Genomic DNA, 13,213 nt, shown 5'->3' with positions numbered 1-13,213 from the left:
AGTCTTGACAGACCCGGAGCGGATCAAATGGTATGAAGAGCATACCAATGGTCCAATAGGGAATGGCATGAACATCGAGTCGAAAGCCCTGGCCCAGGCGCCGCTGGCCGGCCGCCTGGCGGGTCGCACCGCGATCATCACCGGCGGCGCGAACGGCATGGGCCTTGCCGCCGTGCGCATGTTCGCCGAGGCCGGCGCGCGCGTCGCGATCCTCGACATCGCCGCCGAGGCCGGCCGCGCCGCCGAAGCCGAGCTGGCTGCCGCGGGCCGAGAGGTCATGTTCATCGAAACCGACGTCACCCGCTCGGAGGCGGTGCGCGCCGCGCTGGCGCGGATCAACACGGAATGGGGGCCGGTGGACACGCTGTTCAGCCATGCCGGCACCATCATCGTCAAGCCGCTGCACGAATCCACCGACGAGGATTACGACCGCCTGATGGCGATCAACGTGCGCTCCGCCTTCATCGTCTGCCGCGAGGTCGTCAAGCAGATGCGGGAAAACGGCGGCGGTTCCATCGTCATCACCTCGTCCATCGGCGGCGAGAAGGGCTTCGCGCTGGAAAGCATCTATTGCATGAGCAAGGGCGCGGTGCTGCAACTGGCACGCTCGATCGCCATCGAATACCGCAACCAGGGCATCCGCGCCAACGCGGTCTGCCCCGCCTTCGTCAAGACCGCCCACGGGTTGCGCGAGATCGAGGAACTAGACGGCCTGGGCCAGAACTGGAACGAGGCCGACCTGCACGCCGTCCAGGGCCGGCTTTGCGAACCCGAAGAGGTCGCCGCTGCCGCGCTTTGGCTGGCCTCGGACGAGGCAAGCTTCGTCAACGGCACCGCCCTTTACGTCGATAACGGCTGGTATGCCAAGGGCTGACCCTTGCGCGTCGGAAAACAAGAAACAGGGAAAAACGACATGAAAACCATCCTGACCGCCACCGCCGCCGGTCTTTTGCTGACAGGCGCGGCCTCGGGTTTCGAGCCGGAATCGGACCGGACCATCAAGCTGATGCAGGCCGACTGGACCTCGATGCTGGTCAATACCGAGATCCTGAACATCATCCTGTCCACCTATGGCTATGACGTGGAAAAGGTCATTGCCGACGACAGCGCCCGCTATCCGGGCTTTGAATCCGGCGACCTGACCATGGCGGTCGAGACCTGGCAGACGACGCAGGACAAGGCCTTCAACGCCTCGGTCGCGACCGGCAAGGTCTTGGACATGGGCGAGCTTGGGCCCCATGCGCGCGAGGACTGGTGGTATCCCGCCTATATGGCCGAGCAATGCCCCGGCCTGCCCGACTGGCAGGCGCTGAAGAATTGCGCCGAGGCGTTTTCGTCGCCGGAGACCGCACCCAAGGGCCGCTACCTGGGCGCGCCGGTCAGCTGGGGCGGCTTCGACGAGGAACGGATCGAGGCGCTGGACCTGCCCTTCGAGGTGGTCCATGCCGGCACCGACGCCGCCATGTTCGCCGAGCTGCAATCGGCCTATGAACGCAAGGCGCCGATCATCCTGTGGGTCTATACCCCGCATTGGGCGCCCTCGGTCTTCGAGGGCTCCTTCGTCGAGTTCCCGCCCTACGAAGATGCCTGCTACAACGATCCGTCCTGGGGCGTGAACCCCGACAAGGCCTATGACTGCGGCAAGCCGCAGGGCTGGATCAAGAAGATGGCCTGGGCCGAGGGCGAGCAGCTCTGGCCCTGCGCCTATGACATCCTGCGCAAGTTCACCATGGACGGCGACGAGGTCGGCCAGCTGGTCTACAAGGTCGATGTCGATGGCCGCAGCGTCGAGGAGGTGGCCATGGAATGGGCGACCGAGAACGAGCCCAAGTGGCGCGAATGGGCAACCTGCGCCGCCAATTGACGCAACTTGGACAGGGAGAGGCCGGGACGCGGCCTTTCCCGGACCGGAAGGCCCGTCATGGCTGACATTTCCCCCGACACCCTGCGCGGCAGGCGGCCTTCCCGTCGCTTGTGGACCGGCCTGCTGGTCGCCGCCGTGATCCTTGCCCTGCTGGCGGCCGCACCACTGATGCCGCCGTCATGGCGCGCGGTGCCCGATGCGCTACGCTGGCCCCTGTCGGACTGGATCGCGGCGGGGATGAACTGGCTGGCGCGTGACGCAGCGATCGCCGGCATCCATTTCGCCACCGTCACCCGCGCGCTGGCCACCGCCGCGCAATGGCCGATCGAGGCGTTGCAGGTGGTACTGGCCAAGGGCTGGGTGCAGGGCGCGGGGTTCAACAAGGTGCAGATCGCCCCGCCGCTCAGCTGGCTGGGGGTCACGCTGGCCACCGCGCTGCTGGCCTGGCGCATCTCGGGGCCGGGACTTGGCGCGATGACGCTGCTCGCCGGGCTTTACTTGGCGCTGTTCGGGCTGTGGACCTCGGCCATGACGACGCTGGCCTCGGTGCTGCTTTGCGTTCTGGCCGCGCTGGTGCTGGGCCTTGCCATCGGCATCCGCGCCCATCGCTCGCCGGGGATGGAGCCGGCGGTGCGGGCGGTGATGAACGTCATGCAGACGGTGCCGATCTTTTCCTACCTGCTGCCGACGCTCTTGCTGTTCGGCTATGGCCCCAGCGCCGCGCTGTTCGCCACCGTCGTCTATGCGCTGCCGCCGATGGTCCATGCGACCGTGCTGGCCCTGCGCTCGGTCCCGGCCGAGACGCTGGAGCTGGCGCGCATGACCGGCTGTTCGCGCCGCCAGACGCTGTGGCGGGTCGAGCTGCCGGTGGCCCTGCCCCGCCTTGCCATCGGGCTGAACCAGGTGGTGATGATGACGCTGAACATGGTCATCATCGCCTCGATGATCGGCGCCGGCGGGCTTGGCTATGATGTGCTGCGCGCGCTGCGTCGCCTCGACTTCGGCGCGGGTTTCGAGGCCGGGATGGGCATCGTCGCGCTGGCCGTGGTGCTGGACCGGCTGACGCAGGCCGCCGCGCGCAACCAGTCCGTCGGGCGCCGCAGGCTCTGGTCCCGCCGCGACGGCCTGATCCTGCTGGCCCTGCTGGCGGTGCCGACCGGGCTGAGCCTTGTGCTGCCCGCGCTGGCGGTCTGGCCCAAGGCGCTGAGCCTGACCTCGGCGCCATTCTGGAACGCGGCGGTCTCCTTCATCAACCAGCATTTCTACGACCCGCTGGAGGCAATCCGCACCTTCATGCTGCTGAAGGTGATGAACCCGTTTCGCGACGCGCTTGCGGCCCTGCCCTGGCCCATCGCAGTGGTCCTGCTGGCCCTGGCCGGATGGCGGCTGGGCGGCTGGCGCGTCGGCGCCGGCATCGCCGCGATGGCGATGTTCGTCGTCGTCACCGGCTATTGGCTGCCCGCGACGGGATCGGTCTATCTGACCGTGCTGGCGGTGCTGGTCGCGCTGGCGGTGGGGATGCCCTTCGGCATCTGGATCAGCGCCCGCAAGCGCTGGCACCAGGGCGTGCAACTGGCGCTGGACACGCTGCAGACCCTGCCGACGCTGGTCTATTTGCTGCCCGCCGTCATGCTGTTCCGCAATGGCGATTTCTCGGCGCTGATCGCCATCACCAGCTATGCGGTCGCGCCCGCCATCCGCTACGGCATGGACGCGATGGCGCATGTGCCCTCGGAACGGGTCGAGGCCGCCGCCATGTGCGGATGCAGCAAATGGCAGACCTTCCGCCATGTCCGCCTGCCCGCGGCCCTGCCCACGCTGCTGCTGGGCGTCAACCAGACGGTGATGATGGCGCTGTCGATGCTGGTCATCGCCGCGCTGGTCGGCACGCGCGAGCTGGGGCAGGTCGTGTTCACCGCCCTGTCCCAGGGCCAGCCGGGGCCGGGCATCACCGCCGGGCTTTGCGTCGCCTGCATCGCGCTGATCGCCGACGCGCTTCTGAAATCCGGCGCGGCCCGTGCCGCCCGACACCAGGGAGAGGCCCATGCCTGACACCCCCGCTTCCCGCCCCGTCGCCATCTCGGCCGAGGGCGTCTGGAAGGTCTTCGGCACCGATGCAAGCGCCTTCCGCAATCGGCCGCCCGAGGCTCGCACCCCCGAGGCCATGGCCCGCGACCGCCTGGTCGGCGCCGTCCGCGACGCCGGCTTCCAGATCGGCCGGGGCGAGGTCTTCGTCATCATGGGCCTGTCGGGCTCGGGCAAGTCCACGCTGCTGCGCTGCCTGACCCGGCTGATCGAACCCAGCGAGGGACGCATCCTGTTCGACGGCCAGGACATCCTGTCCCTGGGGGAAAAGCCGCTGGCCGCGTTGCGCCGCAAGCGCATGGGGATGGTGTTCCAGCACTTCGCCTTGCTGCCCAACCGCACCGTGCTGGGCAATATCGCCTTCCCGCTGGAGATGCAGGGCATGGACCGCGACCGGGCCGAGGCGCGCGCCCGCGAACTGGCCGAGGTCGTGGGCCTGACCGGGCGCGAGCACCGCTTCCCGGCCGAGCTTTCGGGCGGCCAGCAGCAGCGCGTGGGCATCGCCCGCTCGCTGGCCACCGACCCGGAATTCTGGTTCCTGGACGAGCCCTTCTCGGCGCTGGACCCGCTGATCCGCGCCGACCTGCAGGCCGAGGTGCAGCGGCTGCAGCGCGAACACACCCGCACCACGATCTTCGTCACCCACGACCTGGACGAGGCGATCCGGCTGGCCGACCGGGTGGCGATCATGGAAAGCGGCCGCATCGTCCAGATCGGCACGCCCGAGGAGCTGGTCACGCGTCCGGCGACCGATTACGTCCGCCGCTTCGTCGCCAAGGTGCCGCCCGCGCGCGTGATCCGGGTGGCGTCGCTGATGACGCCCGCGCACGAAGCGGCCGCGGGCGAGCAGGTCAGCGCCGATGCCACCATCGCCGAGATCGCCCCGAAAATCGTGGCGCAGGGCGGCCCGCTTTGCGTGCTGGACGCGCGCGGCCGCCCGGTCGGCTCGCTTGACCGGCAGGTCGCGCTGCAAACCCTTGCCGCGGTGTCCGGCATCCCGGTTCCCGCAGCAGAACATCGAGGTGATCAGGCCCGATGAACCGATGGCTCGATCCTTGCTCTATCGACCGCGGTCGTCGTTCGCGGGCGGACGACCGGCCCGGTGGATTGCGCCGTTCTTTTGGGGAATCGTTTCCCAGGGCGTGATGCTGACGCCCGAGGATACGCGCCGCCGATCCTGCGGCCAGGAACGTCCCGGCCTCAGCCTCCGATCGCCTGCACATGGGCTCGATCCGCGTCGCGGCCGTTGATCGTGATGGCAAGGGCGGCCAGATCTGCCGGAATGGCAGGAACGCGGAAGATCGTCGTGAAGCTCCAGCCGAAGCTCATCGGCACGCCGCCGATGGAAGAACCGGGAACGCTGCCCAGGCGACCCATGCCCAGCATCCAGCTTGCCGCCGTTGCACGAATGGCCGTCGGATGGCCAGTCGGCGCAGAGGCGTTCAGCCCGGTCTGTCCACCGCCCATGCAGCAACCGACCAGCGCGACGATCAACGGCAGCGCCGCCGGGTGGCGGTTTCGGCCGCCTCCCGCGCGACGGCCGGATCGGTGTCGAATATGGCGATATCCTCGTCTCGGACGACCATCAGCCTTGCGATCTGCCGCCCCGAAGTTCCCGCGCCGATGCTGGCGAGCCCGGCTTGCTGTCCGTCATTTCGACATCTCCCTGTCCCTCAATCGGCCCAGACGTCGCCCAGCAACCGCACCCAGTTCCCGCCCATGACCTTTTCGATGCGCGACCTCGTCCAGCCGCGCCTTTCCATCGCCGCGGTCAGGTTCGGGAAATCCTTGATCTCGCGCATCCCGTCGGGATTGATGATCTCGCCCAGATCGGTCAGCAGGCGCCCCACTCCCTTGTCGCGCGAGATCCATTCGAAGAAGCGCTGGTCATAGCCTTGGGTGAAATCGGTGCCGATCCCGACCGCATCCTCGCCGACCAGGTTGATGATGTATTCGATGGCCTCGAGATAATCCGCCAGGTCCGAGGCCGGGCCGTTCTTCAGGAAGGGCGGGAACATCGTCACCCCGACGAAACCGTCATGCTCGGCGATGAAGCGAAGCTGCTCGTCCGTCTTGTTGCGCGGATGCGCCTTCAGCCCGGCGGGAAGGCAATGCGAATAGGCGACGCGCTGGCTTGATGCCCGGATGGCGTCCTCCGAGGTCTTGGGCCCGACATGGGACAGGTCGCACAGGACGCCCAGCCGGTTCATCTCGGCCAGCAGGTCATGGCCGAAATCGGACAGCCCGCCGTCCCGGCCTTCATAGCAGCCCGAGCCGACGTAGTTTTGCGTGTTGTAGGTCAGCTGCACGATCCGCAGGCCGAGGCCGTGAAACAGCTCCAGCCGGTCCAGCCGGTCCTCGATCCCCGAGGTGTTCTGCCAGCCCAGCACGATGCCGGTCTTTCCGGCGGCCTTTGCCTCATGGATATGATCGACCGCGGTCACTTGCATGATCAGGTCGGAATGATCGGCGATGTCCTTGCGCAGCTTGGCGACATTGCGCATCGTGTCGCTGAAGTTCTCCCAGACGCAGCAGGTGCAATTGGCGGCGGTCACGCCCCCCTCGCGCATCGCCTCGTAGACGGAACGGTCGAAGTTCGAGACGTTCAGCCCGTCGAAGACAATGATATCGTCGTGCAGTGCGGTCATGTCGGATCCTTGGGTCTTGCTTGCATTGTTGGGAGGGGAGCGCCAATCGGTGCCGGCGCTCCATGGCACGGGGCTATCGAACCGCGCCCGCCGCTGTGGGTTGGAGGTTGTCCCTTTCATCCGCAACGCTGATTTCCTCGATCGGCTTGCCGGCGGTTTCCTTGATGAGATAGCCGCCCAAAGCGGAAACCAGGCCAAGCGCGACAAGATAGACGTCATAGATCCAGCCGCTGTCATGGGCGTTCAGCCAGGCGTAGAGATAGGGCGCCGTGCCGCCAAAGATCGCCGCCGCGGTCGAGGTGATCCAGCCGACCGAAGTGGCGCGGGCATGGGTCGGAACCTGCTCCGAGACCAGTGCCGGATACATGCCGGCCAGCAGGCCCCAGACGAACAGGCAGATCAGCTGGGCAACGAACAGCGTCCAGGGCGCATCCGTCACCATCCACGAGACCGGGAAGGAGATGATGACCACGCCGAAGCCGAAGGCCATGACCATCGCGCGCCGCCCCACCTTGTCGGCCAACCAGCCGGAAACAGGCAGCCATGCCAGGCAGATGATCTGCGCGAACAGCGTGGCGCGATAGGCGCCGGCGGGGTCCATGCCCTGGCTGATGGCGTTCGAGGCGGCGAAGGTGACCCAGGTGTAGTAGGCCGCGTTGACCACGGCCGAGATCATCACGATGTTGCGGGCAATGATCCAGATCTGGCGTTGCGTCAGCCTGGGGCGCGTGGCCGACTTCTCATCCTCCAGCACCTGCTTCTCGAAGGCATGGCTTTCCGAGGCGCCGCGGCGCAGGATCAGCGCATAGATCCCCAGACCCCCGCCCAGGGCGAAGCCGACGCGCCAGCCCCAGGCGTTCATCGCCTCGGCCGACAGGATCGAGGTCAGAAGCGCAGCGACCCCGGTGGCGGCGATCACGCCCACCAGCACGCTGATATAGACCGCGCTGGACCAGAAGGCCCGGCTTTTGGCCGGCGCGATTTCCGCGACATAGGTGAAGGACACGCCGGTCTCGCCGCCATGGGCCAGGCCCTGGAGCAGCCTCAGCATGAACAGCATGACCGAGGCCCATGCACCGACGCTCTCAAAGGTCGGCAGGACGGCGATGCCGAGACTGCCGAGCGCGACGAGGCACATCGTCGCGACCAGCGCGTTCTTGCGGCCATAGCTGTCGCCGAAGCGGCCGAACACCCAGCCGCCGATGGGCCGGGCGATGAACCCGCCGGCAAAGGCCAGCAACGTGCTGAGCAGGGCCGAGGTCGGATCCTCCTTGTCGAACAGGTTCACCGACAGGTAGACCGAGAACATGCCGTAAAGCGTCCAGTCGAACCACTCCAGCGCGTTGCCTATGGCCGCGACGCGAAGGGACTTCAGCTGTTTACGGTCGAAGGGTGGTGGTGTTGCAGACATGTAGCCTCCCCGTGGGCTGGTTGGGCCTGATCACGCTTCTTCTGGTTTCGGGCTCAGAGACCCGCCGTGATCGGGCTGGGATCAAGGATCGCCTTGCGCAGGCGGTCGGGCATCGGTGCCGATTTCGCCGTGGCATAGTCGATCCAGACGCAACGGGCCGAGCCGCGCGCATAGACGGTGCCGGGATCGCCGGCGTCCGTCAGTTCGTAATCGGTGTCGAAGCTGCTGCGTCCCGGATTGGACGCGGTCATGGTGACGATGACGCTGGCCGGATGATGCAGCTGGCGCAGGAAGGTCATCGAGGCGTTGACGATGACCGGCCCTTCGCCATGGCCCAGCCCGGCGCCGAAGCCCATCCGCTGAAACCATGTCAGACGGATTTCTTCTGCAAAACGGAAATAGACCGTGTTGTTCACGTGACCCGCCGCATCCATGTCGCCCCAGCGGACCGGAATCGACATGCGGGCCAGCAGGCGGGGCGCGGCCTGGTCCTCCATCAGCCGGCGTGCCGCAGGCCAAGGGTGGCGCGCGCCTCGTCGGTGGTGGCGGGCCTGCGGCCCAGCAGGCCCATGATCGCGACCATCCTTTCGACCAGCGCGGCGTTCGACGGGGCCAGCACGCCGTCCTCGAGGTAAAGATTGTCCTCCAGCCCCAGCCGGACATGGCCGCCCATCAGCATCGCCTGCGTCGCCACCGGGAACTGGTGGCGCCCGATGCCGAAGATCGCCCAGGCGGCATCCTCGGGCAGCAACCGCACCAGCGCGGACATGCTGTGTGGATCGGCATCCGCGCCGCCCATGACGCCCAGGCCGATCTGCACCAAGGGCGGCGAGGACAGCACCCCCTTCTTCAGGAAATGCCGGATGATGCCGAGATGCCCCATGTCGAAGGCTTCCAGCTCGGGCTTGACCCCCGCGCCCTCGATCAGCCCGGCCATGACGCGCAGGTCGGGGATCGAGTTCAGGAACATCTGCTCGCCGAAATTCATCGCGGCGATATCGAGGCTGCAGATTTCCGGCCTGAGCCGGACGATATGCTCGACCCGTGCCTCGGGGGTCAGCAGCGCCTCGGCCGCGGATCTGCCGTCGCGGATCTGGTCCGCCGTCACCATGGCACCATAGCCGGAACTGAGATTGATGATCAGGCCGGGCCGGGCCTGCCGGATCAGGTCCACCGTCTCGGCGTAAAGCGCGAAATCGGTCGAGGCGAGCGTCGTTTCCGGGTCGCGGACATGGACATGGACGATGGCCGCGCCGGCATCGGCGGCCTCGACGGCAGACGCCGCGATCTGTGCGGGCGTGACCGGAACGGCCGGATTCTTGTGCGCGTGATCCGTGCCACCTGTGACGGCACAGGTGATGATGACGGGATTGGCCATGAAGTTCTCCTGATAACGTCCCGGCCGGTCAGCCGGCGTGGTAAAGCTGGCGCACCATCTGCATCAGCCTCTGGTCGCGCCACAGGCGCTTTGCTTCCAGCTGGTCGCGCGGCAGTTCGCGCTTGCGCTCATCGGCAAGGCCCTGGCGCAGCGCCTCGTTCCAATCCACGCATGTGCCCAGCGAGGCGCCGATGGATTCGTAGACCCCGGCATAGCGTTCGCAATATTCCTCGATCCCCTGGGGCGAGTTCAGGTCGATGGTCTCGAACGGTCCGATGAAGGCCCAACGCAGGCCCAGCCCGTGCTTGATCGTGGCGTCGATATCCTCGCCCGAGGCGATGCCTTCGCTGAACAGCCGGAACGCTTCGTGCAGCACCGCGCCTTGCAGGCGGTTCATGACGAAGCCTTCGATCTCCTTCCTGACGACGATCGGACGCTGGCCGACGTCCAGCAGAATGTCCTTTGCGCGTTCGATATGGTCCGCTGCGGTCCAGGGCGCACCGGAAAGCTCGACCAGCGGGATCAGATAGGTCGGATTGACCGGATGGGCCACCATGCAGCGCGCCCGCCCGGCCAGATGCCCGGTAAACGCGCTGGCCGGGATGGTCGAGGTCGAGCTGCACAGCAGCGCATCCGGCGCGGCAAGCGCGTCCATCTCGGCAAATAGCGCCCGCTTCGCCTCCAGGTTCTCGGGCGCCGATTCCTGGATATATTCGGCCCCCGCCAGCGCGTCCGGCAGCGTCGGGGCAATGCGGATGCGGTTTGCAGCAGAGGTGTCGTCCGGCAGCAGTCCTTCCTGCTTCAACATCCCCAACAGCGAACCGATCATGGCCAGGCCCTTTTCGGCGGCCTGCGAATTCGGATCGTAAAGGTTCACGTTCCAACCGGCACGGGCAAAGACGATCGCCCAGCCTTGCCCGATAAGCCCCGCGCCGATGATTGCTGCGGTCTTCATCCAGAACTCCCCGTGATTTTCCTGCGCCCCATCGGACGTCTTTTCGTGCCTGCAAGGATGTTGCAGTCAGACCCCTAGGTCTATAGGTATATTTTACCTAGGTAATCGGTGATGGGATGGCGGATGAAATCAAGAAAACGCCTTGATTACAAAGCGATTTTCCTGGGTTTGCCGGTTGCTGCTATTATTGCCCAAGACCGAATCATCATGGATTGCAACGGCGCCGCACTGAACCTTTTCCGGGCGCGGCGCAGGGATGTCGTCCTGCAACCCTTCTCGGTCCTCTACCCCGACCTGGACGAATTCGAGGCCGCCGGCCGCCGCATGGAACCCTCTCTGATCGGCGGCGTGCCCCAGGACGACAACCGGATCATGCGCCGCCTCGACGGCAGCCATTTCTGGGTGCGGGTTCGGGGCCATGCCTTCAATCCCGCGGTGCCGCATGAAATGACCGCCTGGCTGTTTTCCGAGATCACCGAGGATCGCGATGCGAAGAAGACCGCAATCTCGCTGACCCAGCGCGAGCGGGATGTCGCCGCCCTGCTGGTCGACAAGCTCACCAGCAAGCAGATCGCGATCGCCTTGGGCATCAGCCCCAAGACGGTGGATATCCATCGCGGAAGCCTGCTCAAGAAATACTCCGCAGCATCGACCGCGGAGCTTATCGGCATGTTGCGGGCATGAGATCGAGCAATGCCGATTGCGAAACCGGCCTGCGCGATCTGATGGTCCCGTTTCAAATCTGCTTCATGCTGGATGTAGAGGCTGGAAAGCTTCACCAAGGGCAAGGCCTTCATACCGGCCGCCGGTCCGCTCCATGCGGCTGGTAATCTGGGCCTTTCCGCACCCCTGAACGCGCAGGCGAATACGAAGGAAACCATGCGCCCGAAATGCCGCCGCGTCCAACGGGGCCGGCCACGGCAGCCGGTCGCGCAAGAGCCGCCCAGATCCTCGATGACGATGGCGACGATCCCGTGCCGCCCATTAGTCCGGGGATCCAGTTCCACAAGCTCAACGACGCGGTCAACATTCGATAACTCCACCCGGCCTGGCATATTCGAAGCGGGTTGGGCCTTGGGGGCCTGACGCCCTCACGCAACCAGTCGGACGAGCGCGGCATATCGGGCGGAATTACAAAGGCCCGCGGCATTCATCTGTCGCGCGCACTGTGCGAGGCAGGCCGCAACCGTCATTGCCATGGCTGAGAACCTGGCCGGCAAAGCGGGCGATGGCCGCATGATGCCCCCTCAACACCGGTCATCTGGCGGCATTTCCGATGCCGAGCAGGAGTAGCCAGCTTTGCGCGCCGATTGACCGTGAAGGAAGGATACATCATGAAACCGCGCGACAGCGGATCACGACAGTCGCTTTCGGCTGTTTCGGCACTTTAGTCGAGCTTCGGAAACCCCGGAACCCCTGGCGCCAGATAGTCGACACGGCTGATACTCCGTCATGGCAGCATCCCTATAGGACGGGCATCGGATCCCGAGAGCCGCGGCTCCATACCGCCGGGACAGGATCATATACAGGAAAACAGAATGATCATATCATGAATCTCAGGGCCGATAAAGACATATGCCCAGTCAAAATAGCATCCGGCCCCGGCAGCGAGGTCCGAGCAGAACTTCTCCGCGTCCATTTCCTCTGCATCAACCAGGCTCATGGTTGAAGCAATCGCCACGGATCCCGAGAACCATTCCTCCCAGTTCCCCATATTCGTCTGAATGCAGCTTTTGTAATTCTGGAACATCCTGGGGCATAGGATCAGTTCGGAGAGACGCACTTTCCGGTGGAAAGCCAAAAAATACCTCTAAGCTCGGACTCAAAACGGGATCGCTGGCTATTTTTCGTGATTACCCAACCGTTCCAGGTCGATGCGCGGCCGCGAATCCAGCGCGCCCTCGCGATAGTCGGGATGGTCCTTGTCACGCGGGGTCTTGACGGTCAAAAACGGGGTCCGGCCTTCCTCGCTGACCTCCAGGCTGTTCGGATGCGTCGGCAAGGGAATGCGCTGCTTGACCGCATAGGGCATCGGCCGCGAACAGGCGCTGGCCCTCGGCGTCGATCGTCAGGTTGACAAGGAAATGCTGCGAGGTCTCGGCGCCTTCCTCGCCGGTGTCGCCGGCTGGAAACGCGCCAGCCGCGTCGATCGCCGCGATCTCCTCGATGCCGCCGCCGCTGGCGTAGAAGCGCCCGGCAGCCGCGCCATAGGCGGCGCCGGCGGTCCAGAGCCCGCCCTCGATCCGGTGCAAGAGCTCGCCCGCCCCGCGCGTCGATCCCGGTCAGCGAGCCGTCCAGCGGATTGCCGGCGTAAAGCCGCCCCGCGCTGCAGTCGAGCGCCAGCGCGAAGGACCGGCGCAGCACCTGGATTTTTCGGATCGGGTGCAGGTCATTGGCGTCAAGCACATGGATGAAACCCGGCGTGCCCTTGTCGAAACCGGGCACCGATCCGTGGTTGCGGACGGACTTACCGAATGCTGCATTCGTCTGGATAGCGCGAGGGACGGTATCTGGACCGCGATTCCAGGCCTGGACATCTTCGGATCGGTCAATCGACTGCGAGGTTCGGAAACCTCGTAGTCGGCCGGCTGCCACCCCCTGCCTGAGCTTGGGCTGATCGTTTATCAAGTCGCCCCTCGTCATCGTCGCGCCGCCGATCAGGCGATGCCGTCAAGAAACAGTGACCTGCAAAATCAGCAGGACGAGCAGCCCAGCCAATATCTGTAGCCAGAGCTTGATTTGTTTGAGGATGGCGATTGTTTCACCTTGATCCTGTCGCATATCGCTCTGATCGGTCGTCATCTCGGGCTCCTTCGCCGGTTATCTAACAGGCACCTGTTATATCATCCAATCCAGACCGGCTTGAGTTCCT

At 65.6% G+C, this 13,213-nt stretch carries 13 protein-coding genes; 5 read left to right on the top strand and 8 right to left on the bottom strand.

Features of this window, described 5'->3' with window-relative positions:
- The first annotated feature begins 67 nt into the window (after window positions 1-67).
- Genes FE811_RS02810 through FE811_RS02795 form a run of 4 tightly spaced genes read left to right on the top strand, consistent with a single transcriptional unit; the run spans window position 68 to window position 4,988 of the window.
- Window positions 68-874 (top strand): SDR family NAD(P)-dependent oxidoreductase, encoded by an 807-nt coding sequence (locus tag FE811_RS02810; RefSeq protein WP_140846556.1) that lies wholly within the window; start codon window positions 68-70, stop codon window positions 872-874.
- Between the two features lie 39 nt (window positions 875-913).
- Window positions 914-1,864 (top strand): ABC transporter substrate-binding protein, encoded by a 951-nt coding sequence (locus FE811_RS02805; RefSeq protein WP_036753176.1) that lies wholly within the window; start codon window positions 914-916, stop codon window positions 1,862-1,864.
- Window positions 1,865-1,921: 57 nt separating this feature from the next.
- Entirely contained in the window at window positions 1,922-3,916 is a 1,995-nt protein-coding gene (locus tag FE811_RS02800) for a proline/glycine betaine ABC transporter permease (RefSeq protein ID WP_140846553.1), read from the top strand.
- Window positions 3,909-4,988, top strand: a complete 1,080-nt coding sequence (locus FE811_RS02795; protein ID WP_114535687.1) for a glycine betaine/L-proline ABC transporter ATP-binding protein — start codon at window positions 3,909-3,911, stop codon at window positions 4,986-4,988. The genes FE811_RS02800 and FE811_RS02795 overlap by 8 nt, the downstream gene beginning before the upstream one ends.
- Before the next feature lie 161 nt (window positions 4,989-5,149).
- Here the strand turns inward: FE811_RS02795 and FE811_RS02790 are convergent, their stop codons facing one another.
- The 6 genes from FE811_RS02790 to FE811_RS02765 form a co-directional block, all read right to left on the bottom strand.
- Window positions 5,150-5,443, bottom strand: coding sequence for an aromatic acid/H+ symport family MFS transporter (locus FE811_RS02790; RefSeq protein WP_140846551.1), 294 nt, complete (start codon window positions 5,441-5,443; stop codon window positions 5,150-5,152).
- 179 nt (window positions 5,444-5,622) lie between these two features.
- Entirely contained in the window at window positions 5,623-6,597 is a 975-nt protein-coding gene (locus tag FE811_RS02785; RefSeq protein ID WP_036753167.1) for a dipeptidase, read from the bottom strand.
- A 73-nt stretch (window positions 6,598-6,670) separates the two neighbouring features.
- Window positions 6,671-8,008, bottom strand: coding sequence for an MFS transporter (locus tag FE811_RS02780; RefSeq protein ID WP_114535670.1), 1,338 nt, complete (start codon window positions 8,006-8,008; stop codon window positions 6,671-6,673).
- Window positions 8,009-8,061: 53 nt separating this feature from the next.
- Window positions 8,062-8,505, bottom strand: coding sequence for a thioesterase family protein (locus FE811_RS02775; protein ID WP_219848856.1), 444 nt, complete (start codon window positions 8,503-8,505; stop codon window positions 8,062-8,064).
- On the bottom strand, window positions 8,505-9,386 hold the full coding sequence (locus FE811_RS02770) for a 3-keto-5-aminohexanoate cleavage protein (protein WP_140846549.1): 882 nt from the start codon (window positions 9,384-9,386) through the stop codon (window positions 8,505-8,507). Before FE811_RS02770 ends, FE811_RS02775 begins: the two co-directional genes overlap by 1 nt.
- 28 nt (window positions 9,387-9,414) lie before the next feature.
- A complete protein-coding gene (locus tag FE811_RS02765; protein WP_140846547.1) occupies window positions 9,415-10,341 on the bottom strand; it encodes a 3-hydroxyacyl-CoA dehydrogenase in 927 nt (308 codons plus the stop codon).
- 111 nt (window positions 10,342-10,452) lie between these two features.
- Here FE811_RS02765 and FE811_RS02760 point away from each other — a divergent pair, with 111 nt between their 5' ends.
- Window positions 10,453-11,025 carry a LuxR C-terminal-related transcriptional regulator gene (locus tag FE811_RS02760; protein WP_140846544.1) on the top strand — a complete coding sequence of 191 codons (573 nt, stop codon included), beginning with the start codon at window positions 10,453-10,455 and terminating at the stop codon, window positions 11,023-11,025.
- Window positions 11,026-12,266: 1,241 nt separating this feature from the next.
- Here the strand turns inward: FE811_RS02760 and FE811_RS27305 are convergent.
- Together FE811_RS27305 and FE811_RS28125 are read right to left on the bottom strand one after the other, a co-directional pair.
- Window positions 12,267-12,593, bottom strand: a complete 327-nt coding sequence (locus tag FE811_RS27305) for a hypothetical protein (RefSeq protein WP_181180805.1) — start codon at window positions 12,591-12,593, stop codon at window positions 12,267-12,269.
- Between the two features lie 418 nt (window positions 12,594-13,011).
- Window positions 13,012-13,143, bottom strand: coding sequence for a hypothetical protein (locus tag FE811_RS28125; RefSeq protein ID WP_255469599.1), 132 nt, complete (start codon window positions 13,141-13,143; stop codon window positions 13,012-13,014).
- Window positions 13,144-13,213 lie beyond the last annotated feature (70 nt).

The organism is Paracoccus sp. FO-3 (assembly GCF_006386455.1).
GTDB lineage: Bacteria > Pseudomonadota > Alphaproteobacteria > Rhodobacterales > Rhodobacteraceae > Paracoccus > Paracoccus versutus.
Note: the sequence above shows the minus strand (reverse complement) of the source record. Positions and strands in the feature narration are given on the sequence as shown.